Below are 21,861 nucleotides of genomic sequence, written 5' to 3' on the forward strand. Positions count from 1 at the left end.
CGGCCCGATCGGGGCCCGCTCCGGCTAGCGTCGTCACTCCCAGTGGGAGAGCGGGTGGAGGTCGCGGTGACCGAGCAGCAGCAGGTGTCGGACGACGGGGTCATGACCAGGATCGGGCAGGCCATGATGCTGCTCCACGGCGGTGACCGCGAGGAGGCCCGGAACCGCTTCGGGCTGCTGTGGCAGCAGATCGGCCCGGACGGCGACCCGCTGCACCGCTGCACCCTCGCGCACTACATGGCGGACGCCCAGGACGATCCCGACACCGAGCTGGCCTGGGACCTGCGGGCGCTGAGCGCGGCCTCGGGCCTCGCCGAGGAGCGGCTCGCCGAGCACGATTCGGCGGCTGCGCTCCGGGCGCTGTACCCCTCGCTCCATCTGAACCTGGCCGCCGACTACGTCAAGCTCCAGCGGCTCGACGCCGCGCGGGTCCATCTGGACCGGGCCCGCGCGGCATCGGACCACCTCGACGACGACGGCTACGGGAACGGGGTACGGGCCGCGATCGAGCGCCTGGAGCTGCGGCTCGGGGGCGCGTGACGGGGCCCGTGAAGCGGTCCGCGCAGGGGCGCGTGGCGGGGCCCGTGATCCGGTCCGCGCAGGGGCGCGTGGCGGGGCCCGTGAAGCGGTCCGCGGAGGGGCGCGTGGCGGTTCCGGGGCGTCCGGCGGGGGCTCACCGGCCGTACGTGCCGTGGCAGATCCTCGCCTGATCGCTGCCGGGGCCCCAGCCCCCGTACCGCTCGCCCAGCTCGCAGACCTCGTCCCGGGAGACGGGCGGGTTCTTCGGCAGCCCCCTGAGGTCCGGCAGTCCGGCCAGCTCCGGCCGGGCCGACGGGCGCGGACGCTCACGCCGCTCGGGTACGGGGGCGGGGTGCGGGGCCTGCGGCCGGGGCGGCGTCACCGTCCGGCGGTGCTGCCCCGCAGGAGGCGTCGCGCGGGGCGCGGCGGACGGCGGGGGAGCGGGGAGCGCCGCTTCGAGGGCCTCGCGGGCCGGGCCCTCGACGATCTGCGGGGCCACGTCCTGGGCGGGGCGTGCGGTGTCGGCCGCGGGCGCGGGGGCGGGCGCCGTCGGCGGGGCGTCCACCGAGACGCAGCCCGCCAGCGCGGCGACCGCCGCTCCGACCAGGATCTTCGCTGTGGTTCGGGTTCCATGCACCCGCGCAACTCTGCTGGTCCGTACGCGATCTTCGCGCCCCTACCGGCGGGGAATGCCCCGCACGGGTGGGTCGCGGGCCCGATCTTGACCCGCAGGCCCCCGTCGCCGGTCCGGCCGGCCGTCAGTCTCCGGTCGCGCCGTCGATCCGCTCGCGGATGAGGTCCGCGTGGCCGTTGTGGCGGGCGTACTCCTCGATCATGTGGAGGTAGATCCACCGGAGGTTGAAGGTGCGGCCGGTGCGGTGCTTCCCCGCGCCCAGGTCGTCGAGGTCGTGACCGGCGGCCAGGGTGCGCGCGTGGGCGATCTCGGCCTGCCAGGTGGCGTGGGCCTCCTCGTAGGTGTCCTCGTCCGTGACGTGGAGGTCCCGGTCGCGGTCCTCCTCGGTCGAGTAGATCCAGGGCAGCTCCTCACCGGCGAGCACCTTGCGGAACCAGCCGCGCTCGACCTCGGCCATGTGCCGGACCAGGCCGAGGAGGTTGAGGTCCGAGGGCGGGGCGGACAGGGTGCGCAGCTGGGCGTCGTCGAGCCCCTCGCACTTCGTCGCGAGGGTCGCGCGATGGAAGTCGAGCCACTGTTCCAGCGCTTCTCGCTCGCCCGTGGTGGTGGCGGGGTCGACGCGAGGGACGGTTTCGATGCGTTCGGTGGTCATGGGCGGCATCGTTCCCCAGGAACGCGGACGGCGCCAGCGGGTTTCACTCCCCCGTGTCGGCGCGGTCTCCGAGCATGCCGCGCAGCAACTCGTCGAAGCCGGTGCGCAGTTCCGCGCGGCTCGGCACGGCCGCGTGGAAGGAGCCCGCCGCGCAGGAGAACATCAGCCCCTCGCTCCAGGCGATCAGGGAGAGCGCGTGCCGTTCGGGCTCCGGCGAGCCGGCCGCCGTCATCATCGCGATCAGCGGGGTGTGGAAGGTCGCGCCGGCCGTGTCGAAGAAGCTCCGGAGCTCGGGACGGCGGGTGGCCTCCAGGGCCAGCTCGTAGCGGGAGACGAGCAGCGAGCGGTGATCGGTGAGATAGCGGTGCAGCGCGAGGGCGAGCGCGTCGACGAGCGCCTCGCCGCCGCTCCCGGGGCCGGGCAGCTCGTGCGGGGTGAGGACCTCGGCCTCGCGCTGGACCTGGCGGCGTACGGCCGTCTCCAGGAGGGCCTGGCGGGTGCGGGCGTGGTTGGAGGTCGAGCCCTGCGGCAGCCCCGCGCGCTCGTCCACGGCGCGGTGGGTCAGGCCCCGCATCCCCCGCTCGACCAGGAGGGCGAGGGCGGCGTCGCCGATCCGCTCGGCGCGGGAGGCGGGGGAGGCGGGGGAGGCGGGGGACTCCGGGGCCGGGGTCCCGGCGGTGGCTCGGCTCATGGGGGACAACCTACTGCCGACATGACTACACCTGTAGTACGGTCAGGGTGTCGGCCTCACTACACCTGTAGTTCCCGGACCCGAGGAGCAGCCATGGAACAGCACCGTGCCGTCGTCGTCGGAGCCGGCATCGGCGGCCTCACCGCCGCCGTCGCGCTGCACCGGCGCGGTTGGCGGGTCACCGTCCTCGAACGCGCCGCCGACCTCACCCCCGTCGGCGCCGGCATCGCCCTCGCCCCCAACGCGCAGCGCGCCCTCGACGTCATCGGCCTCGGCGACCGCGTCCGGGCCCTCTCCGCCTGGCAGGGCGACGGCGGCATGCGCACCCCCGGCGGCCGCTGGCTCGCCCGCACCGACGCCCGGGCCGCCGCCGCCCGCTTCGGCGGCCCCCTCGTCCTCCTCCACCGCGCCACCCTCGTCGAGCTCCTCACCTCCGCCCTCCCCGAAGGCGCCGTCCGCACCGGCGTGACCGCCACCGTCACCGACCCCGGCGACGACCACCGCCCCGCCCGCGTCACCGTCGCGGACACCGGCGCCGGGGCCCGCAGCGACCTCGAGGCCGAACTCGTCCTCGGCGCCGACGGCATCCACTCGGCGACCCGCAAGGCGCTCTTCCCCGACCACCCCGGCCCCCGCTACTCCGGAGCCACCAGCTGGCGCGTCGTCGTCCCCGCGCCCGGGCGGCCCTTCGCCCCGCACGAGACCTGGGGCGCCGGCCGACTGTGGGGCAGCCAGCCCCTCAAGGACGGCCGGGTCTACGCGTACGCCATGGCCACGGCTCCGGCCGGCGCCCACGCGCCCGACGACGAGAAGGCCGAACTGCTCCGGCTCTTCGGGGACTGGCACCACCCCGTCCCCGAGATCCTCGCCGGCGTCGCCCCCGACCGGATCCTGCGGCACGACGTCCACCACCTGCCCGACCCGCTGCCCGCCTTCCACAGCGGCAGGGTGGCCCTCCTCGGCGACGCCGCCCACGCGATGATGCCGAGCCTGGGCCAGGGCGGGAACCAGGCCGTCGAGGACGCCGTCGTCCTCGCCCACCACGCCGGCGCCGCCCCCGGCTTCCTGCCGAGCCGGGCCCTCGCCGCGTACACCGCCGACCGGTTGCCGCGCACCACCGCCATCGTCCGCAAGGCCGCCCGCACCGGCGCGCTCACCCTGCTCTCCGGCGGCCCCGCCGTCGCCCTGCGCAACGCGGCCGTCAGCGCCGTCTCCCTGTTCGGGCCCGGCCTCGCACTGCGCGGCTTCGACGGCATCTGCGACTGGCACCCGCCCGTCGACGCCGTCCCTTCGGCCGAGGGCGTGATCCGTCCCGCGTAAGCTGACCGCCGCGAACGGCCCTTACGGCCCAGGGCCGGTGAACGACGACAAGGGAGACCCCGTGAAGGTTGGCTGCATCGGACTCGGCGACATCGCGCAGAAGGCCTACCTTCCCGTCCTCGGCACCCTCCCCGGAGTCGAACTGCACCTCCAGACCCGGACGCCGGCCACCCTGGAGCGGGTGGCCGACAGCCTGCACCTGCCCGCCGGACAGCGCCACACCGACCTCGACTCGCTGCTCTCCGCCGGGCTCGACGCGGCCTTCGTCCACGCCTCCACCGCCGCCCACGCCGAGATCGCGAGCCGGCTCGTCGAAGCCGGTGTCCCCACGTACGTCGACAAGCCCCTCGCCTACGAGTACGCCGACTCCGAGCGGATCGTGGAGCTCGCAGAGAAGCACGCGGTCAGCCTCGCCGTCGGCTTCAACCGGCGCCTCGCACCCAGCTACGCCCAGTGCCTCGACCACCCGCGCGAGCTGATCCTCCTCCAGAAGAACCGCATCGGCCTGCCCGAGGACCCCCGCACCCTCGTCCTCGACGACTTCATCCACGTCGTCGACACCCTGCGCTTCCTGGTGCCCGGCGAGGTCGAGCACATCGACGTGCGGGCCCGGATCCGCGAGGGGCTCATGCACCACGTGGTGCTCCAGCTCTCCGGCGACGGCTTCACCGCCATCGGCATGATGAACCGGATGAACGGCTCCACCGAGGAGATCCTGGAGGTCTCGGGGCAGGACACCAAGCGCCAGGTCCTCAACCTCGCCGAGGTCGTCGACCACAAGGGCCAGCCGACCGTGCGCCGGCGGGGCGACTGGGTGCCCGTGGCCCGGCAGCGCGGCATCGAGCAGGCGGTCCTCGCCTTCCTCGACTCCGTACGGGAGGGCCGGGTGCTCAGCGCCCGCGACGCGCTCCGGACCCACGAACTGTGCGAGCGCGTCGTCCGCGAGGCACTGGCCCAGGCGTCCTGAACGCGCCCGCACCCTCGGCGGCGCACACCACGCCCACCACCGCGAGCGCGCCGTACAACGGCCAGTCGCCCCACCGCACATAGGCCGTCGTGGTCCGCGAGAGCGGCAGCTCGCGCACGACGGCGGCGCTCGCGTGGGTGCCGAGCACCGGCCCGACGAGGCGCCCGTCCGGACCGTACGCGGCGCTGATCCCGGTGAGCGTCGCGTGGACGACGGGTCGACCCGTCTCCGCCGCCCGCAGCGCCGCGAGCGAGGCGTGCTGGGCGGGCGCCCAGCTGTCCTGGAAGGTGCTGGTCGACGACTGCACGACCAGCAGGCCGGCCCCGTCACGGGCCAGCCGGCGGCTCATGTCGGGGAAGGCGGACTCGAAGCAGACCAGTGGCCCGACCCGCAGCGGGGACGCGCCTGCCTCGCGGGCGGGCAGGGTCATCACGACCGGCTCGGAGCCGCGCCGCCTGTCCTCCGCCGCGGCGCGGCCGGCGGACGTCACCCAGCCCAGGAGCGGGCGCGCGGGGATGTACTCGCCGAAGGGGACGAGCCGCATCTTGTCGTAGCGGTCGCCGGTGAGCCCCTTCGGGCCGACCAGGACCGCGCTCTTGTAGATGCCGGGACGGTCGGCGCCCCGCGCGTCCACGTTCACCAGGAGCGGCGCGCCCACCGCCCGCGACAGCGCGGCCAGCCGGGCCGTGAGCACCGGGTCACCCGTCGGATCGGCACCCACCCCGCTCTCGCCCCACACGACCAGGTCGACCCGCTGCCCGGCGAGGGAGCGGGTCAGCGACTCGGCCCGCGCCAGGCGCAGTTCGGGCCCGTCGGGACCGTCGAACACCCCCGGCTGCACGAGGCCGACGCGTACCGTCCCGTTCTCCCGGGGGACCGGCACCCCCCAGGCCGCCGTCCCCGCGGCCAGGGCGCAGGCGGCGAGCCCCGCCACCCCGAGCAGCCGCAGCCCGGGTGCCGCCACCAGCAGGACCACGGCCGTGTTCACCGCCACCACCAGGAGACTCACCAGCCAGACCCCGCCGACCGAGGCGAGCCGCAGCGCCGCCGGGACCTGCCACTGGCTCGCCCCGAGCAGCCCCCAGGGCCCGCCGAGCCCCTCCCAGGAGCGGGCCATCTCGATCAGCAGCCACCCCGAGGGCACCGCGAACAGGGCCGCGGCGGCCCGCAGCGGCGACGGGCTGCCGCCGAGGAGCGCTCTGACGAGCCACCCCCAGGGCAGCCACAGGAGGCCGAGCAGCGCGGCGACCGGGAGCAGGAACACATGCAGGCTCGGCAGCAGCCAGTGGTGCAGGGCCAGCATGAACCCGAGGCCGCCGGACCAGCCGTCGAGACCGGCGCGGCGGGCCCCCGGCGCACTGCGGATCAGCAAGAGCCACGGTACGAGCGCCAGATAGGCCCACCACCAGAGCCCGGGAGCCGGGAAGGCGAGCGCGGGCAGGGCGCCGCAGCCGGCGGCGAGCAGGGAACGCGCGGCCCCGTGGCGGCTCACGAACGGACCACGCATGACGTGCCTCCCGTCGATGCTTCCAGTGTCCGCGCCCCGGACGCCCTGGGGGCCGTACGCCCCAAAGCCGTACGCCGCCTCGGGTCCGTGGGCCCGACGGTCGGGACGCCCCCGGCGTCCGGGGTCAGCTGTGGCGGCGCCAGCGTTCGTCGACGACGACCGAGGTCAGCCGCCAGCCGTCCGCGGTGCGCCGCGCGGCGAAGTCGTACCGCCCGCCGCAGACGAACTCCTCGCCGGAGGCGAACCGCATCGGGTTGACGTAGTCGGCACCGACGTCCGCCAGGTCCCCGGTCTCCGGGTAGCCGTCCGGATCCCGGAACCGCACCCGCCGGTTCACGATGAGGTGCTGGCGTACGGGAAAGAGGGGCAGCGTCGCGGCGAGCCACTCCGCGACCTCCGCCGCAGGCCCCTCGATCCCGCCCGAGCCGCGGTAGTCGGCCCTGCCGTCCGGGGTGAACAGACCCCGGTAGGCACTCCAGTCACCCTCGTCGACGGCCGCCGCGTAGCCGGTGATCAGGTCGTCGAGGGCGAATCGGTCCATCACGGTCGCGAGGTCCACGCGCTGCGTCATCGGCTCAGTGTCGGGCAGCGGAGGCCAGGGGCCAAGGGGTAGGGAGGACGCCGGTCATACTGGCCGGATGCGCGTGAACATCGATCCCGGACTGACCGACCGCACCTCCTTCTACCGGCTGCTGACCGCCACCGTCGTGCCCCGGCCGATCGCCTGGGTGTCCACGGCCTCGGCCGACGGGACGGACAACCTCGCCCCGCACTCCTTCTTCACCATCTCCTCGGTCGCGCCGCCGGTCGTGCAGTTCACCTCGGTCGGACGCAAGGACACGCTGCGCAACGTCGAGGAGACCGGGGAGTTCGTGGTGAACCTCGCCCCCGAGGGGCTCTTCGAGCGGATCAACGCCACGTCCACGGACTTCCCGCGCGGGGTGAGCGAGTTCGACGCGTGCGGCGTCGAGCGGGAGCCGAGCCTGCGGGTGAAGCCGCCGCGGGTCGCCCAGTCGCCGGTGGCGCTGGAGTGCGAGCTGCACAGCACGCTGCGGATCGGCGACTCGACGGTCGTCTTCGGCCGGGTCGTGCACGCCGCGGTCGACGAGTCGGTCATGGTCGACGGCCACCCCGAGATGACCCTGATGCGCCCGCTGACCCGGCTCGGCAAGAACGAGTGGGGCACCCTGGGCGGGATCGAGGAGATCGCCAGGGTGCCCTACCGGGGCTGACGGGCCCGCCGGGGCCGGGACGTACCCGGTCGGGGCCGGAGCGGGCGCATTCCTCCACGCATCGTTTCCGCGTCGACCGGACCTCGTAGGGTGGGTGGTATGTCCGACACGGATCACGGGATCACGACCGGTGCCGTGGCACGGCGTCTGGGCGTCTCTCCCACCACGGTGCGTTCCTGGGACCAGCGGTACGGCATCGGCCCGGCCGTGCGTGCGGACGGACGACACAGGCGGTGGAGCCCGGCGGACATGGCGATGCTCGACGAGATGTGCCGGCTCACGGCCTCGGGCGTCCCGCCCGCCGAGGCGGCGAGGGCCGCCCGGCTGGCGCGGACCTCGGCGGAGTCGGCCGTCGCCGGTGCCACCTCCGACGCCGCGCCGGCCCGCGCCCCCCAGGCCCGGTCCGACGCCCCTCGGGCCGCACCCGGGGCCACGGGCGTGCCGCCCGGCAGGACCCGTCGACCCGGACCCGGCAGCGGCCTGCCGCTGGGCGACGTACGGCAGGAGGCCCGCGGGCTCGCCCGCGCCGCCGTACGCCTCGACGGCCCCGCCATGGAGGGTCTGCTCCAGGAGGCGCTGGCCGAGCACGGCCTGGTCAGCACGTGGCAGGAGATCATGGTCCCGACGCTGCACGCCGTGGGCCGCAAGTGGGAGTCCTCCGACGACCGCTACGTCGAGGTGGAGCACCTGCTCTCCTGGCACATCTCCACCGCGCTGCGGCGTGCCGCCGTGACCGGCCCGCCGGCGGCTTCCCCGGCCGCTCCGGTCGTGCTGGCGTGCGTCCCCGGGGAGCAGCACACGCTGCCCCTGGAGGCACTCGCGGCGGGACTGGCGGAGCGGGGCCTGCCGACCAGGATGTTCGGCGCGGCGGTCCCCGCGGAGGCCCTCGACGCGGCAGTGCGACGCTCGGGGCCGGCCGCCGTCGCCCTGTGGTCCCAGGCGAGATCCACCGCGAACCACGCCCTGGCCCGGCACGTGGCGGGCACGGCGTTCGGGGTGCGGGGGGCACGAAGGACCCCCCTGGTGCTGCTCGCGGGTCCCGGCTGGCTCGGCCGGGCCCCGGCTCCCGGCATGGTGCGTCCCACCGGGCTGCCCGAGGCGATCGGCGTGATCTCCCGGTTGTACGGCGAACCGGCCGTGAGCGCGGAGGAGTGACGCCGCCGCCGCGAGGGCGAGGGCCGGACGCCCCTCACCACCGGGCCGGAGCGTCGCCGGACCGCTCCGCGTCCGTCCGTCGGCGGGGCGGCCGGGGGACGAAGCCGCTGGTGCGCGCCCGGTAGGCGTCGTAACCGGGCCGGCCGGCCATGTGGGCCTCCAGGAGCCGCTTGCCGCTGCCCAGGACGAGGAGACCGCTCATCACGAGCGGGGAGACGAGGGCGAGCAGGGCGGTCTGCCAGGTGGCACAGGCCGTCAGGTACAGGCCCCACCAGACGAGGAAGTCGCCGAAGTAGTTGGGATGGCGGGTCCAGCTCCACAACCCCTGGTCCATGACGCGGCCCCGGTGCGCCGGATCCGCCTTGAACCGGGCGAGCTGGTGGTCCCCGACCGCTTCGAAGCCGAGCCCCACCGCCCACACGGCGAGGCCCAGCCACACGGTCGCCCCCGGCGGGCCGGGCAGCAGGACCGCGAACTGTACGGGGAGGGAGACGAGCCACACCAGGGCGCCCTGGAGGAGGTAGACCTTCCGCAGCGCGTACAGCGTGGGGTTGCCGCGGGCGCGGGCGAGCATCCGGGCGTACCGGGGATCCTCCCCGTGGCCGCGTCCGCGCCGGGCGATGTGGGTCGCGAGGCGCAGTCCCCAGATCACGGTGGCGAGCGCGACGACGGTCCGGCGCACGTCGTCGCCATGGCCGGCCGAGAGGAACCAGGACACGGCGGCGACGGCCGCGAAGGCGGTCCCCCAGGCGACGTCCACGATCCGATGCAGACCCCTGGCGGTGCCGATCGCGAAGGCCGTCAGCATGACGGCGAACGCGGTGGCCGCGGAGGCGGCGAGGACGAGGGCGAGCGCCCCGGGGTCGACGGCGGCGCTCACGACGTCCCGCCCCGGACGGAGGGGCCGACGGAGGGGCCCGGCAGGGTGGCCTCGCGGTGGTCGTCGGCGACGAGCAGGAGGTGACGGACGTCGAGGTGGTGGGCGCGGAATCCGGCCTCGGACCAGGCGAGGTAGAACTCCCACATCCGCCGGAAGACATGGTCGAAGCCCAGCGCTTCGACAGCGCCCTCCCGGGCGAGGAAGCGGGAGCGCCACTGGCGGAGGGTCTCGGCGTAGTGGTCGCCGTACCCGCTGACGTGGGTGACGCGCAGGCCCGCGGCGGCGCTCTCGCGGACGAGGGCCTCCGGCGAGGGGATCAGACCGCCCGGGAAGACGTACTTGCTGATCCACGTGTGGGTGCGGGCGGTGGCGAGCATCCGCTCGTGCGGCATGGTGATGGCCTGGAGCGCGACACGACCGCCGGGGGCGAGGAGGCGGCGGAGCGCGGCGAAGTAGTCGGGCCAGAACTCGGCGCCGACGGCCTCGATCATCTCGACGCTCACGACGGCGTCGTAACGGCCGCGGATGTGACGGTAGTCGAGGAGTTCGACGGTGACACGGTCGGCCGCGCCGGCCTCCGCCACGCGCTTGCGCGCGAGGGTGAGCTGTTCCTCGGAGAGGGTGACGGTGCGGACGCGGGCGCCCCGGGAAGCGGCGCGGATCGCGAGTTCTCCCCAGCCGGTGCCGATCTCCAGGAGTGCGGTGCCCGGTCCGGTCCCGGCCAGGTCGAGGATCCGGTCGATCTTGTGGTGCTGCGCCGCGGTGAACTGCGCGTCGGTGAGGAGTCCGGGCTCTGCCGGGAGACGGTCGAAGATCGCCGAGGAGTAGCTGAGACCGGGGTCGAGGAAGAGGCCGAACAGCTCGTTGGAGAGGTCGTAATGACGGTGGATGTTCTCGCGCGCCCCGTCGGGGGTGTTGCGGTCGGCCCGGGGCCTGCGCCGGACCCAGGCGCCCCGGAACCGGTGCAGCGGCGCGGGGACGAGGTCGTCGACGTGCTGGGCGAGGACGGTGAGGACGCCGACGAGGTCGTCGGCGTCCCATTCGCCGGCCATGTACGACTCACCGAAGCCGATCAGCCCGTCGGCGCCGATCCGGCGGTGGAACGCGTCCGGGTCGTGGAGCGTGAGGGTCGGTACGGTGTCGTCCTCGCCCCTCCGCCCGGGGCCCGGGAACGTGTCCCCGCCGGTCCGTACCCGCAGGGGCAGCCGGGCGAAGGCACGGTCCACGAGGTGGCGGGCGACGGCGGTGCGCAGGGCGGAGGAGCGCGCCGGCCGTGCGACGTCGGGCCAGCGGTCGGGGTCCGCCGGAACGCGCCCGGCACGGGCGGCGGGCGGCGCGGTGGGAGGAGGCGGCAGAGTCACGGTGTGCCTTCCTGTGCGGGCGAGGTACGGGGCTGCCGGGGCCGGACGCGGAGCCCCTTGAGGTAGAGGTGGATGCCGTGGCGGCGGATGCCGAGGGAGACGGCGGCGGTCGACCAGGGGTGGCGGAGGGCGGCGGCGAGCAGGGTGCCGGGGCGGGCGGGGCTGCGGGCGCCGCGGACGGTGGCCGTCAGGGGGCGGGACCCGTCCGTGTGGCGGAGCTGGACGGTCAGGTCGAGGCGCTCGCCCGGGAGCGGCAGCCGCATGTGGTACGTGCCCTCGACGTCGAGGTACGGCGAGACGTAGAACTCCTTCGCGGTCTCGGCCCGGCCGCGTGCGTCGGGGCGCAGCAGGTAGCAGTGGCGTCCGCCGTAGGTGTTGTGCACCTCGGCGACCACGCACACGCGCCGCCCGCCGCGGTCGTGGCACCAGTACAGCGTGAGCGGGTTGAAGACATGCCCCAGGACCCGGGCGTGAGCGAGCATCAGCACCCGTCCGTCCGCGTCGCGTACGCCGTGCGCGGCCAGGTACGCGTCGAGGCCGGCCCGCAGCGAGGGGGCGGTCCCGTCGAAGTGGTCGCGCGGGTCGAAGCGGGCGAGGGGGCGCAGCGGCCGGGGCAGGACGGGGAGCTCGTCGATGTCGACCAGCCACAGGTAGGTGCGATGGCGCAGGGAGTGGCGGACGGGCGTGACGCGGGTGTGCGCGATCTCGGTCGCGTACAGGGCGGGGACGGGCGGCGGGGCCGGTTCGGGCATCACCACGTCACCCCCAGATGGCGGGCGGCTTCGACGCCGGAGCGGCAGCCGTCCTCGTGGAAGCCCCACCCGTGGTAGGCGCCGGCGTAGGCGGTGACGGGGGTGCGGAGGCCGGGCAGGAGACGCTGGGCGGCCACGGACTCCGGGGTGTAGACGGGGTGTTCGTACGTCATGCGGGCCAGGACGGTCGACTCGTCGACCCGGTCGCCGGGGTTGAGGGTGACGATGTGGGGCTCGTGGGCGGGGAGCCGCTGGAGCCGGTTCATGTCGTAGCTGACCAGGACCGCTCCCGGACGGGCGGTGCAGGACGGCAGCCGGTAGTTCCATGAGGCCCTCGCGTGCGGTGAGCGGGGCAGCAGGTCGGTGTCGCGGTGCAGGACGGTCGGGTTGCGGGAGTAGGTGAAGGCGCCGAGGACACGCCGTTCCTCCTCGGTGGCGTCGGCCAGGAGCCGCAGGGCCTGGTCGGGGTGGACCGCGATCACCACGGCGGCGTGCTCGGCCGACTCGCCGTCGGCGGTGACGACGGTCGCGCGGTGGTCGCCGCGCACGACGGCGCGCACGGGCGTCGTGGTCCGTACGGAGGAGAGGCCCTTCGCGATCCGCTCGACGTAGGTCGCGGAGCCGCCGGTGACGGTCTTCCACTGCGGTGAGCCGGTCACCGACAGCAGCCCGTGGTGGTCGAGGAACCGGAACAGGTACCCGGCCGGGTAGCGCAGTGCGGTGTCCGGGGCGCAGGACCATACGGCGGAGACGAGGGGGACGGCGAAGTGGCTGACGAAGTGGGCGGGGAAGCGGTGCGTCCGCAGGAAGTCGGCGAAGGTCGCGCCGGTGTCGCCGGCGGACAACAGGCGGCGCGCGGCGCGGTGGAAGCGCGGGACGTCCGCGAGCGTCCGCAGGTGGCGGCCCCGCAGTGCGTTGCCGCCGCCTAGGAGGCCGCGTATCCCGCGCGCCCCGGCGTATTCGAGGCCGCAGCCGTCGCAGCGGACGGACATGCTCATCTCGGAGTCCTGCGTGCTGACGCCGAGTTCGCGGAAGAGCCGCAGGAGGTGGGGGTAGGTGCGGTCGTTGTGGACGATGAACCCGGTGTCCACGCGGAGCGTCCCGCCCCCGGCGGCCGGCAGTTCGTGTGTGTGCGCGTGACCCCCGAGCCGTCCCTCGGCCTCGTACAGCACCACGTCGTGCGCGCGGTTCAGGAGATGCGCGGCGGTCAGCCCCGCCACCCCCGCCCCCACCACGGCGATACTCCGTGCGTTCATCGTTCCCACCCGTCGTGTGAGACCGCCGGTCGCGGCGGCGGCCTGTGTTCCGCTGTCGGTCGTCCGGGGCGCCGGCGCCGCCGGTCGGTTCCGGTCACCCGCCGGTCGCCGCGAGGTCGAGGCTGTGGCGCATCCGCAGGAGGCCGCGGCGGGCGTGGCTCTTGACCGTGCCGAGCGGCATGCCGGTGCGGTCGGCGATCTGCGTCTGGGTCAGGTCGGCGAAGTAGGCGAGCTCCAGGACGTCGCGCTGGACGCGGGGCAGCCTGGCCAGTTCCTCGGTGACGACGACCCGGTCGATGATCCGCTCGGGGCCTTCGGGGGAGCCGCCGGTGTGCTCCAGGGCGGCGCCGAGGACCGCGGTGAGCTCGGTGCGCCGGGTGCGGGCGGTCAGCGCGTCGGCGATCTTCCGGCGGGCGATGCCGGTGAGCCACGCCGGCAGGGTTCCCCGGTCGGGACGGAAGTTCGCGCGGCCCCGCCATGCGGCGACGAACACCTGCTGGGTGACGTCCTCCGCCTCGCGGTGGTCGCCCAGGGTGCGGGCCGCGAGCGTGTGCACGAGTCGTCCCCAGCGCCGGTACGCCGCGTCCAGACAGCGCTCGTCGCCCTGGACCAGCCCTCGGGCGATCCGGTCGTCGTCGGCCGTCGTGTCGCGCGGTGCGCGGTGGGCGGGGGGCTCCGTCGGGAGGGCGAGGCGGCCGGTCGTCCGGTGCGTGGTCATGACGGTTCCTCCTCCGGGCGGCGGCGCGAGTGACCACCGGGACGTGCGACCGCCGGTCTCGGAGCGGCGGTACGGCGGAACCTCGTCGGCTCCGTGCCCTCACGTTCCGGCGAGAACCCCCTGCCCCTCAACTCGCATCGTTTACGCATTGAAATTCGGGTGCGATGCGCGTCGATCCACCCGGCCGTGCCCAGGGCTGAGGCTCCGCTCAGGAGGCCCCCCGGCCCCGGCGGAAGCGCGCCAGCCCCTCGGAGAGCTCGATCAGCGGGTCCGGGTAGTCGTAGGCGGCCCGATCGAGGCCGGTGAGGCGCCAGGGCTCGTGGACGGCCGGCCCGTCGAGGCCGGCGAGCTCCGGCAGCCAGCGCCGGACATAGGCGCCGTCCGGGTCGTACCGCTTGCCCTGGAGCACGGGGTTGAGGACGCGGTTGGGGCGGCTGTCCGTCCCGGTGCCGGCCACCCACTGCCAGTTGAGCTGGTTGTTCGCCACGTCCCCGTCCACCAGCAGATCGAGGAAGTGGCGGGCTCCCTCCCGCCAGTCGATGTACAGCGTCTTGGTGAGGAAGGAGGCGGTGATCAGCCGGCCGCGGTTGTGCATCCACCCCTCGTGGGCGAGCTGCCGCATCGCGGCGTCGACGACCGGATAGCCGGTCCGCCCCTCGCGCCACGCCGCCAGGTCCGCCTCCGCCCCGGCACCCCGTCGCCAGCGGTCGTGCCGCGGACGGTAGTCCGCGCCCGCCGCCCGGGGCCGGGCGGCGAGCACCTGACGGTGGAAGTCGCGCCAGCACAGCTGCCGCACGAAGGCCTCCGCTCCGGCGCCGCCGCGCCTCCTGGCCCGCTGAACGGCCTCCAGGGCGGAAACGGCCCCGAAGTGGAGGTACGGCGAGAGGCGCGACGTGGCGTCGCCCGCCAGGTCGTCGTGGCGCTGCTCGTACGCGTCACCGTGCGCCGTCAGCCAGGAGGCGAGTCGCTTGCGCCCCTCGCTCTCCCCTCCCACGGCGAGGCCCGGCGACACGTCCGCGATCCCGGAGCGCCGGGGCATCCGCTCCGACCGCACGCCCGTCGGCACGCGCACCGCCCCGGGGGCGGACAGCGGTGTGCGCAGGGGCTCGCCCGCCCAGCGCCGGTAGTACGGCGTGAAGACCGCGAAGTGGTCCGAGCCCTGCGGGGTGACGTCACCGGGCGGCACGACGTCCACCACGCCGTCGTGCACGTACAGCCGGCAGCCGTCCTCCTCCAGCACCTTGCGCAGCTGCTCCTCCCTCGCCCGGGCGAAGGCCGTCACACCACCGGACAGGTGGACCTCGTCGGCCTCGGTCCGCCGCACCACCGCCCTCACCTCGGAGACCGTGTCGCCCTTCCGGACCACGAGGCGGCCGCCCCGCTCCCTCAGCGCCCGGTCGAGGTCCACCAGGCAGTCCGCGAGGAAGGCCAGCCGGTTGGGGGCCGAGAAGCCCGCCCGGTCCACGGCCGGATCACGCACGAACAGCGGCACCACCTCCTGCGCCCCTTCGAGCGCGGCCCTCAGCGGCGGGTGGTCGTGCACCCGGAGGTCGGCGGTGTACAGAACGACGGCGACGGTCATCGCGTCCTCCCTGCTCGGCCGCCGGTCGCGAGCGCGCCGCCGGCTCATGGATGTCCCGTTCCTGCCTCAGCGTTTCCCCGCCGCCCCGCGTGCCGGATGCGCGCGGCGGGCACACGGGGCAGAAGACGGTCCCCGTGTGCCACGCGCGCCGCGGTCAGGGCCGGTGACGGAGCGAGCCCGGCCACCAGGCCGTGGGGCCGATGTCCCGGACGAGGGCCGGCACCAGCAGCGAGCGGACCACCAGGGTGTCGAGCAGGACGCCGAAGGCCACGATGAAGGCGATCTGGACCAGGAACGCCAGCGGGATGACCCCCAGCGCGGCGAAGGTCGCGGCGAGCACGACGCCCGCCGAGGTGATGACGCCGCCCGTGGCGACCAGCCCCCTGCGCACGCCCTCGCGCGTTCCGTGCAGCGCCGTCTCCTCGCGCACCCGCGACATGAGGAAGATGTTGTAGTCGACGCCGAGGGCGACCAGGAAGACGAATCCGTACAGGGGGACGGCGGCGTCGGTGCCCGTGAATCCGAAGACGTGCTCGAAGACGAGGGCGGAGACGCCCAGCGTGGCCAGGAAGTTGAGCCCGACCGTCGCCACCAGGAGCACCGGCAGCAGCAGGGACCGCAACAGGCCGACCAGGATCACCAGGATGATCGCCAGGACGACGGGGACGATGACCTTCCTGTCGTGTGCGGCGGTGACCTGGGTGTCGTACTGCTGGGCCGTGAAGCCGCCGACGAGTGCGTCGGCGCCGGGCACGGCGTGCAGCGTGCCGCGCAGGGCGGCGACGGTGCGCTTGGCGGCATCGGAGTCCGCGGCGTCCGCGAGGGTGACGTCCATCCGTACGCGCCCGTCGGCGACCAGCGGCCGCGGGGTGCCGGGGAGGGCGAAGAGGGTCACGGAGTCGACTCCGTCGACGGCCTCCGCGGCGGCCCCGACCGCCTCCGCCGCGTCGGCGTCGGTGATGACGACGGCGGGGTTGCCGGCACCGCCCGGGAAGTGCTCGCCCAGGCGCGCCTGGGCGGCGACGGAGGGGGCGTCCTTGACGAAGATCTCGTCGAGCGGGACGCCCTTGGAGTCGAGCGTGAAGGAGAAGGCGGCGCAGGCGAGCAGGGCCGCGAGGGAACCGGCCCAGACCTTGCGCGGCGCGCGGTCGACCAGCGCCGCGATCCTGCGCCAGACGGGGTGCGCGTCGTCCCCGACGGTCGCCCTGGGGCGGGCCGGCCAGTAGGCGGCCCGCCCGAGAAGGACCAGGACGGCGGGGAGGAACGTCACCGCGCTGAGGACCGCGCAGCCGATGCCGATGGCGCCGACGGGGCCCAGCGCCCGGTTGTTGGTGAGGTCGCTGAGGAGAAGGGCGAGCAGACCGAGCGCGACCGTGGCGGCGCTGGCCAGGATCGGGCCGAACGACTGCCTCAGGGCGGCCCGCATGGCGGGCACCCGGTCGCCGTCACGTGCGCCGAGCTCCTCCCGGTAGCGAGCGGCCAGCAGCAGGGCGTAGTCGGTTGCCGCGCCGATGACGAGGATGGACAGGATGCCCTGCACCTGGCCGTCGACGCGCACGACGTCACGGTCGGCCAGGACGTAGACGAGGGCGCAGGCCAGACCGAGGGCGAAGACGGCACCGACGATGATCACCAGCGGGAGCAGGACGCTGCGGTAGACCAGGAGCAGGATCACCAGGACGGTCACCAGGGCGACGACGAGAAGGATGCCGTCGATGCCCGCGAACGCGTCCCGGAGGTCCGCCTGGGAGGCGGCCGGGCCTCCCAGCCGGACCTCGGTCCCCGGCACGGCGGAGACCGCCGTCCCGACCCGGTCCAGCGTGGCGGGCAGCCGGTCGCCGAGGTCGGGGCGGAGCTGGACGACTCCCCGCAGGGCCTTTCCGTCCTCGGAGGGGAAGGCCGGCGAGGGGGCGCCGACCACGGCTTCGGCGCCCTTCAGGGAGGCAAGCGCCCTGGTGGCGTCCGCCGTCGCGGAAGGGCCGAGGGTGCCGCCGCTCTCGGTGGTCCAGACGACCAGGACCGGCAGGGTCTCCTCCTGTCGGAACGCTTCCTGGGCCCGGAGGACCCGGGTCGACTCCGCGCTGCGGGGCAGGAAGGCGGCCTGGTCGTTGGTCGCCACTTCGCCGAGCTTGCCGGCGTAGGGCCCGAGCCCACCACCGATGGCGAGCCAGACGACGAGTACCAGCAGCGGCAGCAGTCTGCTCGCCCACCGCAGGGGTGTGGACACGGTGATCCCCAAGTCTCTCGACAATCAATAATCTCAATGATTGAAGCAAACTGCACCATGGTCCGTCTCGAACCCTGCAACCGGGGGCGTGACAGCACCCGTGCCGCATGCCTCGGCCATCCCTTCCGCGCAGCGGCACGGCATGGATGCGGACGGGCCCCTCCTGCCGGAGAGCGTGTCCGGCAGGGCGGCGTCAGCGGCGCGGAGCGCGCAGTTCGCCGAGTTCCTCGTTCAGCGCGTCCAGGTATCTCAGCACGACGGCGAGCTCGTCCTCGGTGAACCGTTCACGCGCCCGGTCCGCCGCCTGCGCGAGTGGCATGAAATGGGCCCGCGCCACGGCCCGGGCTCCCGGGACGTAGTGGATGCGGACCACCCGTCGGTCGTCGTCGGCCCTGCTGCGCCGGATGTGGCCGGCCTTCTCCAGCCGGTCGAGGCAGGCGGTCACCGCCCCCGAGGTCAGACCGAGATGCTCCCTCAGCAGTCCCGGAGTGGCCGTGTCGGGGTGGTCGAGCACGAACGAGAGCGCGTGGACGTCGGTGGAATGCAGGCTCTCCGCGGAGGCGAAGCCGTGCACCAGACGGTTCACCTCGCCGATCGTCCGGCGCAGGGCGACCGCGAAGGCCTGCAGATCGGCCCTGGTCCCGTTCTCCGTCACGCTCTTCCCCACCTGCTTGTCGCCCACGCGGCAAGCCTATGCGGACGTCCCCCGGGTCCACGCCCTCGGCCTCTTCACGGCCGCAGACTCCCGTCCCGCCGCCCCCTCTCCGTCTCGGCGGTCAGGGCGATGTTCCGGGCCATGCCGCCGAAGACCACGGCGTGGAACGGGGAAACGCTCCACCAGTACGCCTGCCCCGCGAGGCCCTTCGGATGGAAGAGCGCCCGCTGCCGGTAGGACGTGCGGCCCGCTTCGTCCCGTTCGACGGCCATCTCCAGCCACGCGAGGCCGGGCAGGCGCATCTCGGCCCGGAGACGGAGCAGGCGTCCACGGTCGATCTCCTCCACGCGCCAGAAGTCCAGGGCGTCGCCGACCCGGAGACGCGTCGCGTCCCGCCGGCCGCGCCGGAGCCCCACTCCGCCGACGAGCCGGTCGGCCCAGCCTCGGACGGCCCAGGCCAGCGGGAAGGAGTACCAGCCGTTCTCCCCTCCCACGCCCTCGATGACCCGCCACAGTGCGTCCGGGCCCGCGTCGACGACGCGGGACCGTTCGTCCGTGTAGAGGCTGCCGCCCGCCCAGTCCGGGTCGGTCGGCAGCGGGTCGCTCGGCGCGCCGGGCGGCGAGGCGGAGGACCAGCGGGTCGTGACCTGTGCGTCCTGCACCCGGCGGAGGGCGAGACGGAGGGATCTCCCGAACGGGAGGGGGCACCCGGGGCCGTCGGGAACGTACCGGGCGATGTCGTGCTCGCCGCACACCACCTCGTGCCGGAGCGACTCGGTGAGGGGCTTGGCCAAGGAGGCCGGCACCGGGGTGACGAGACCGATCCAGTGGCTCGACAGCCGCGGGGTGAGGACGGGTACGGGGACGATGAGGCGCCTGCGGAGGCCGGCGACCTCGGCGTACCGCACCATCATCTCCCGGTAGCTGAGCACGTCGGGGCCGCCGATGTCGAAGGTCCGGTTGACGTCGGGGGGCATGCCGGCGCTGCCCACCAGATATCTCAGTACGTCGCGTACGGCGATGGGCTGGACCCTGCTGCCGACCCAGCTCGGCGTGACCATGACGGGCAGCCGTTCCGTCAGGTACCGCAGCATCTCGAACGAGGCCGATCCGGAGCCGATGACGACGGCGGCCCGCAGCACGGTGGTGGGGACGCCCGAGTCGAGGAGGATGCGACCCACCTCGGCGCGGGAGCGCAGGTGCGGCGAGAGCTCGCCCTCCGGCACTCCGCGCGGGGTGAGGCCGCCCAGATAGACGATCCGCCGTACTCCGGCGGAACGGGCCTCCGCGGCGAAGACGCGGGCGGCCAGGCGGTCTCTGTCCTCGAACTCCGGCGTCGAGCTCATGGAGTGGACGAGGTAGTAGGCGACGTCGACGCCGTCGAGCGCCTCGCGCATGCTCGCGGCGTCGGTGACGTCACCGCGCACCGCCTCCACGCGGTCGGCCCAGGGGAAGTCACGGAGCTTGTCCGGATGCCGGGCGAGGCAGCGCACGCGGTGACCGCCGTCGAGGAGCTCCGGCACCAGTCGGCCCCCGATGTAGCCGGTGGCGCCGGTGACCAGGCAGCGTGCGCCTGCGGCCGGGCTGGGAGTGTTCATGCGCTGATCCGTTTCGCCGATCGCCTTGGCGTACACGCCCTACGCACGTTGTTCGCCGTGGCGGGCCCCTGCGGATGCGGTACTACGGGTTCATGACGGAACGGATCAGCGCTGTCGGGGCTTCGCGCGCTCAGCTCGGGGCGGGGGCCCTGGTGGGGTCGGGCGCGGCCGACCCGGCCGGCTGGTAGAAGATGTCGATGTCCACCTCCTCGCCGCCGACCATCAGGGTGTCCCAGGCGCCGCTCTCCCACAGGGTCCGCAGGGTGGAGGGGTCCAGCCCTTCGAGGTGGTTCCGGAGCGTCGCGTCGTCGGGCATGCCGGGAACGCGTGGTGCCAGCCGGTCGCGGATTCCCCGGAGCCGTTCCATGAGCGCGTCGAGGTCCGCGTCCCGCTCCAGGTCCTTCCCCTCCGACTCCTCGATGCTCTGGGCGATCTTCTCCTTGATCGCCCGGCTGACGCCGTTCTCGTCGGTGGTGATCATCGTGTTCCAGGCCCGGCTCTTGTGCCGGTACTGGAGCATGGACATGGCCGCTTCGTGGCGGGCGAAGTCGGCGTCCCTGAACGGCCGGCCGGTCCAGACGCCGTTGAGGGACCGGGCCAGTGAAAGGGCGGATCCCAGACCGCTGTTGAGCCCGCGGCCGGGCCAGAAGTGGATCGCGTTGGCGGCGTCGCCGAGCAGGAAGCCGTAGGTCCCCGGGGTGGTCGACGTGGCCGGGAGCAGCCGGGTGGTGAACCTCGGCCGCTGCACCATGTCGAGCCGGAAGGCCGTGACGGCGCTCAGGTCCCGCTCGGCGACGCCGAACAGAGCCAGCCCCTCCCTGACCCGCTTCCACAGGGCCGAGCCCCTGACCATGGCGGGCAGGAAGAGCGTGCTGTGCGTCGAGCACTGGAAGTCGCCGTGGTCGTCCCGGCCCATGACGCACGGGCGTGAGGCGATGCAATCCTCGAAGACATGGCGGACCGGGTCGATGCCGATCACTTCCGCGGCCTCGGCGTCGGTGAGCCGCATGTTCAGGAAACCCTCGCCGCGCAGGGCGTTGAGGAGGAAGCGGTTCTGGGCCACGGTCAACAGGACCGTCATGGGGTCCGTCAGGGTCGACCTGACGCGCAGGCCCAGGACCACGTCCTGAATGTGCCGGCCGTACAGCGAGTAGATGGACTTGTCGGCGTTGCCGAACTTGTCGGTGAAGTACTCCCGCGTCCGGGAGCGGCCTCCCTCGCAGACGGCGAGTACATGCCCCCGGGTCTCCGCCTTGTGGTACTCGGCCGGGTCGAACACCTCGGGAACGAGCCGGATCCGCTCCGGCTTCTCGTTGGCCAGTTCGAGGAGGGTGTCCTCGATGTAGGCGATGCGGAGGTTCCTCGGCTTGTGGTCGCGGAGCGAATCGGGGCCGACCGGCCACATCTCGGTGTACGCGTCGCCGCGGAAGAGCCGGGCCTGGACCTCTTCGGGGAGGTTCAGGTACTGGCGGCTCTGCACCGTGACGACCTGCTGCCGCCTGACGTTGCCCTGGCCTTCGCTCTTCCAGACGACCTTCGCCCCGTCCTGGACCCACCGCCCGTCGTACACGGTGATGGCCACGCGCGGACCCATGAGGCTTTCCAGGAGGAGGGCGAAGCTCAGCCCCACGGGGCCGCCGCCGGTCACCGTGACGTTCAGCACCGGCCCTGCCGCGAGCGTCGCCGCGGACGGAGTGACCGGCGCGAGCACGGAGAGGTCGAGGATGGTCTCCATCGCGTCGGCTGCTTCGAAGCGGAACGTCTCGGTGCCGATCTCGACGAGATCCCCGGGCTGGAGTTCGTGCGAGGTGACGCGCGTCCCGTTGACGCGTGTTCCATTACTGCTGCCGCTGTCGTAGAGGACGAATCCGTGGCGTTCGCGACGCACCTCGGCGTGAAAGCGCGAGACGTTCCCCACCGTGATCACCACGCTGTTGTCGCTGTTGCGACCCAGGGTGAGCGGTGCGGCGCCGATCGGAAACTGCTGTCCAGCCAGAGAGCCTTGATGGCCGACGAGCCGAGGAGGCATGGGTCACCCAATTCCATGAGTCACGGATCCGATGACGAAATGCGAAACCGACCACCCGGACGAACAGCACCCCCTGCGTCACACACGGCGAGCGGACCGGAACGCAGGGCTATGGTATTCGGGCCC

20 protein-coding genes are annotated in these 21,861 nt (G+C 73.9%); 5 read left to right on the forward strand and 15 right to left on the reverse strand.

What is annotated here, in order from left to right; genetic code table 11:
• The first annotated feature begins 66 nt into the window (after nucleotides 1-66).
• Entirely contained in the window at nucleotides 67-540 is a 474-nt protein-coding gene (locus ACF07V_RS28155; RefSeq protein ID WP_392158293.1) for a hypothetical protein, read from the forward strand.
• 133 nt (nucleotides 541-673) lie between these two features.
• Here ACF07V_RS28155 and ACF07V_RS28160 read toward each other — a convergent pair whose 3' ends face one another.
• From ACF07V_RS28160 to ACF07V_RS28170, 3 genes are all read right to left on the reverse strand, one after another.
• Nucleotides 674-1,156: a hypothetical protein gene (locus tag ACF07V_RS28160; protein WP_392158295.1), complete on the reverse strand. Its 483-nt coding sequence runs from the start codon at nucleotides 1,154-1,156 to the stop codon at nucleotides 674-676.
• A gap of 121 nt (nucleotides 1,157-1,277) precedes the next feature.
• Nucleotides 1,278-1,805, reverse strand: coding sequence for a DinB family protein (locus tag ACF07V_RS28165; protein ID WP_392158296.1), 528 nt, complete (start codon nucleotides 1,803-1,805; stop codon nucleotides 1,278-1,280).
• 43 nt (nucleotides 1,806-1,848) lie between these two features.
• Entirely contained in the window at nucleotides 1,849-2,496 is a 648-nt protein-coding gene (locus tag ACF07V_RS28170) for a TetR/AcrR family transcriptional regulator (RefSeq protein ID WP_392158298.1), read from the reverse strand.
• A 93-nt stretch (nucleotides 2,497-2,589) separates the two neighbouring features.
• On the opposite strand from ACF07V_RS28170, the gene ACF07V_RS28175 reads away from it, so the two are divergent.
• The gene (locus ACF07V_RS28175; RefSeq protein WP_392158300.1) at nucleotides 2,590-3,816 is read left to right on the forward strand and encodes an FAD-dependent monooxygenase; all 1,227 of its coding nucleotides are present in this window, start codon (nucleotides 2,590-2,592) and stop codon (nucleotides 3,814-3,816) included.
• 61 nt (nucleotides 3,817-3,877) lie between these two features.
• Nucleotides 3,878-4,783, forward strand: coding sequence for a Gfo/Idh/MocA family protein (locus tag ACF07V_RS28180; RefSeq protein WP_392158301.1), 906 nt, complete (start codon nucleotides 3,878-3,880; stop codon nucleotides 4,781-4,783).
• Here the strand turns inward: ACF07V_RS28180 and lnt are convergent.
• The gene (gene lnt, locus ACF07V_RS28185; protein WP_392158303.1) at nucleotides 4,707-6,290 is read right to left on the reverse strand and encodes an apolipoprotein N-acyltransferase; all 1,584 of its coding nucleotides are present in this window, start codon (nucleotides 6,288-6,290) and stop codon (nucleotides 4,707-4,709) included. The two genes, ACF07V_RS28180 and lnt, sit on opposite strands and share 77 nt — an antisense overlap.
• A 124-nt stretch (nucleotides 6,291-6,414) precedes the next feature.
• Nucleotides 6,415-6,861 (reverse strand): nuclear transport factor 2 family protein, encoded by a 447-nt coding sequence (locus tag ACF07V_RS28190; protein ID WP_392158305.1) that lies wholly within the window; start codon nucleotides 6,859-6,861, stop codon nucleotides 6,415-6,417.
• 67 nt (nucleotides 6,862-6,928) lie between these two features.
• Between ACF07V_RS28190 and ACF07V_RS28195 the strand changes: the two genes are divergently transcribed.
• Nucleotides 6,929-7,522, forward strand: coding sequence for a flavin reductase family protein (locus ACF07V_RS28195; protein ID WP_392158306.1), 594 nt, complete (start codon nucleotides 6,929-6,931; stop codon nucleotides 7,520-7,522).
• Between the two features lie 99 nt (nucleotides 7,523-7,621).
• Entirely contained in the window at nucleotides 7,622-8,677 is a 1,056-nt protein-coding gene (locus ACF07V_RS28200) for a MerR family transcriptional regulator (protein ID WP_392158307.1), read from the forward strand.
• Nucleotides 8,678-8,711: 34 nt separating this feature from the next.
• Here ACF07V_RS28200 and ACF07V_RS28205 read toward each other — a convergent pair whose 3' ends face one another.
• From ACF07V_RS28205 to ACF07V_RS28250, 10 genes are all read right to left on the reverse strand, one after another.
• Nucleotides 8,712-9,485 carry a DUF1295 domain-containing protein gene (locus ACF07V_RS28205; protein ID WP_392158701.1) on the reverse strand — a complete coding sequence of 258 codons (774 nt, stop codon included), beginning with the start codon at nucleotides 9,483-9,485 and terminating at the stop codon, nucleotides 8,712-8,714.
• 68 nt (nucleotides 9,486-9,553) lie between these two features.
• Nucleotides 9,554-10,918, reverse strand: a complete 1,365-nt coding sequence (locus tag ACF07V_RS28210) for a class I SAM-dependent methyltransferase (RefSeq protein ID WP_392158309.1) — start codon at nucleotides 10,916-10,918, stop codon at nucleotides 9,554-9,556.
• Entirely contained in the window at nucleotides 10,915-11,670 is a 756-nt protein-coding gene (locus tag ACF07V_RS28215; RefSeq protein WP_392158311.1) for a DUF1365 domain-containing protein, read from the reverse strand. The genes ACF07V_RS28210 and ACF07V_RS28215 overlap by 4 nt, the downstream gene beginning before the upstream one ends.
• Nucleotides 11,670-12,926: an NAD(P)/FAD-dependent oxidoreductase gene (locus tag ACF07V_RS28220; protein WP_392158313.1), complete on the reverse strand. Its 1,257-nt coding sequence runs from the start codon at nucleotides 12,924-12,926 to the stop codon at nucleotides 11,670-11,672. Before ACF07V_RS28220 ends, ACF07V_RS28215 begins: the two co-directional genes overlap by 1 nt.
• A 94-nt stretch (nucleotides 12,927-13,020) precedes the next feature.
• Nucleotides 13,021-13,644, reverse strand: a complete 624-nt coding sequence (locus ACF07V_RS28225; RefSeq protein WP_392158315.1) for a sigma-70 family RNA polymerase sigma factor — start codon at nucleotides 13,642-13,644, stop codon at nucleotides 13,021-13,023.
• Nucleotides 13,645-13,852: 208 nt separating this feature from the next.
• A complete protein-coding gene (locus ACF07V_RS28230; RefSeq protein ID WP_392158317.1) occupies nucleotides 13,853-15,226 on the reverse strand; it encodes a cryptochrome/photolyase family protein in 1,374 nt (457 codons plus the stop codon).
• A gap of 154 nt (nucleotides 15,227-15,380) precedes the next feature.
• Nucleotides 15,381-17,453: an MMPL family transporter gene (locus tag ACF07V_RS28235; protein WP_392158319.1), complete on the reverse strand. Its 2,073-nt coding sequence runs from the start codon at nucleotides 17,451-17,453 to the stop codon at nucleotides 15,381-15,383.
• A 193-nt stretch (nucleotides 17,454-17,646) separates the two neighbouring features.
• A complete protein-coding gene (locus tag ACF07V_RS28240; RefSeq protein ID WP_392158321.1) occupies nucleotides 17,647-18,135 on the reverse strand; it encodes a MarR family winged helix-turn-helix transcriptional regulator in 489 nt (162 codons plus the stop codon).
• Nucleotides 18,136-18,182: 47 nt separating this feature from the next.
• The gene (locus tag ACF07V_RS28245; RefSeq protein WP_392158323.1) at nucleotides 18,183-19,706 is read right to left on the reverse strand and encodes an SDR family oxidoreductase; all 1,524 of its coding nucleotides are present in this window, start codon (nucleotides 19,704-19,706) and stop codon (nucleotides 18,183-18,185) included.
• A 130-nt stretch (nucleotides 19,707-19,836) separates the two neighbouring features.
• Nucleotides 19,837-21,735 carry an FHA domain-containing protein gene (locus ACF07V_RS28250; protein ID WP_392158325.1) on the reverse strand — a complete coding sequence of 633 codons (1,899 nt, stop codon included), beginning with the start codon at nucleotides 21,733-21,735 and terminating at the stop codon, nucleotides 19,837-19,839.
• Between the last annotated feature and the right edge of the window lie 126 nt (nucleotides 21,736-21,861).

Origin of the sequence: Streptomyces sp. NPDC015661 (assembly GCF_043077765.1) — a bacterium.
GTDB lineage: Bacteria > Actinomycetota > Actinomycetes > Streptomycetales > Streptomycetaceae > Streptomyces.

What these genes read in the sequence shown, in the direction of transcription:
- ACF07V_RS28165 (WP_392158296.1), bottom strand. Translation starts at nt 1,805, where the DNA reads ATGACCACCGAACGCATCGAAACCGTCCCTCGCGTCGACCCCGCCACC.
- ACF07V_RS28170 (WP_392158298.1), bottom strand. Translation starts at nt 2,496, where the DNA reads ATGAGCCGAGCCACCGCCGGGACCCCGGCCCCGGAGTCCCCCGCCTCC.
- ACF07V_RS28175 (WP_392158300.1), top strand. Translation starts at nt 2,590, where the DNA reads ATGGAACAGCACCGTGCCGTCGTCGTCGGAGCCGGCATCGGCGGCCTC.
- lnt (WP_392158303.1), bottom strand. Translation starts at nt 6,290, where the DNA reads ATGCGTGGTCCGTTCGTGAGCCGCCACGGGGCCGCGCGTTCCCTGCTC.
- ACF07V_RS28190 (WP_392158305.1), bottom strand. Translation starts at nt 6,861, where the DNA reads ATGACGCAGCGCGTGGACCTCGCGACCGTGATGGACCGATTCGCCCTC.
- ACF07V_RS28195 (WP_392158306.1), top strand. Translation starts at nt 6,929, where the DNA reads ATGCGCGTGAACATCGATCCCGGACTGACCGACCGCACCTCCTTCTAC.
- ACF07V_RS28200 (WP_392158307.1), top strand. Translation starts at nt 7,622, where the DNA reads ATGTCCGACACGGATCACGGGATCACGACCGGTGCCGTGGCACGGCGT.
- ACF07V_RS28205 (WP_392158701.1), bottom strand. Translation starts at nt 9,485, where the DNA reads ATGCTGACGGCCTTCGCGATCGGCACCGCCAGGGGTCTGCATCGGATC.
- ACF07V_RS28215 (WP_392158311.1), bottom strand. Translation starts at nt 11,670, where the DNA reads ATGCCCGAACCGGCCCCGCCGCCCGTCCCCGCCCTGTACGCGACCGAG.
- ACF07V_RS28220 (WP_392158313.1), bottom strand. Translation starts at nt 12,926, where the DNA reads ATGAACGCACGGAGTATCGCCGTGGTGGGGGCGGGGGTGGCGGGGCTG.
- ACF07V_RS28225 (WP_392158315.1), bottom strand. Translation starts at nt 13,644, where the DNA reads ATGACCACGCACCGGACGACCGGCCGCCTCGCCCTCCCGACGGAGCCC.
- ACF07V_RS28230 (WP_392158317.1), bottom strand. Translation starts at nt 15,226, where the DNA reads ATGACCGTCGCCGTCGTTCTGTACACCGCCGACCTCCGGGTGCACGAC.
- ACF07V_RS28245 (WP_392158323.1), bottom strand. Translation starts at nt 19,706, where the DNA reads ATGAACACTCCCAGCCCGGCCGCAGGCGCACGCTGCCTGGTCACCGGC.
- ACF07V_RS28250 (WP_392158325.1), bottom strand. Translation starts at nt 21,735, where the DNA reads ATGCCTCCTCGGCTCGTCGGCCATCAAGGCTCTCTGGCTGGACAGCAG.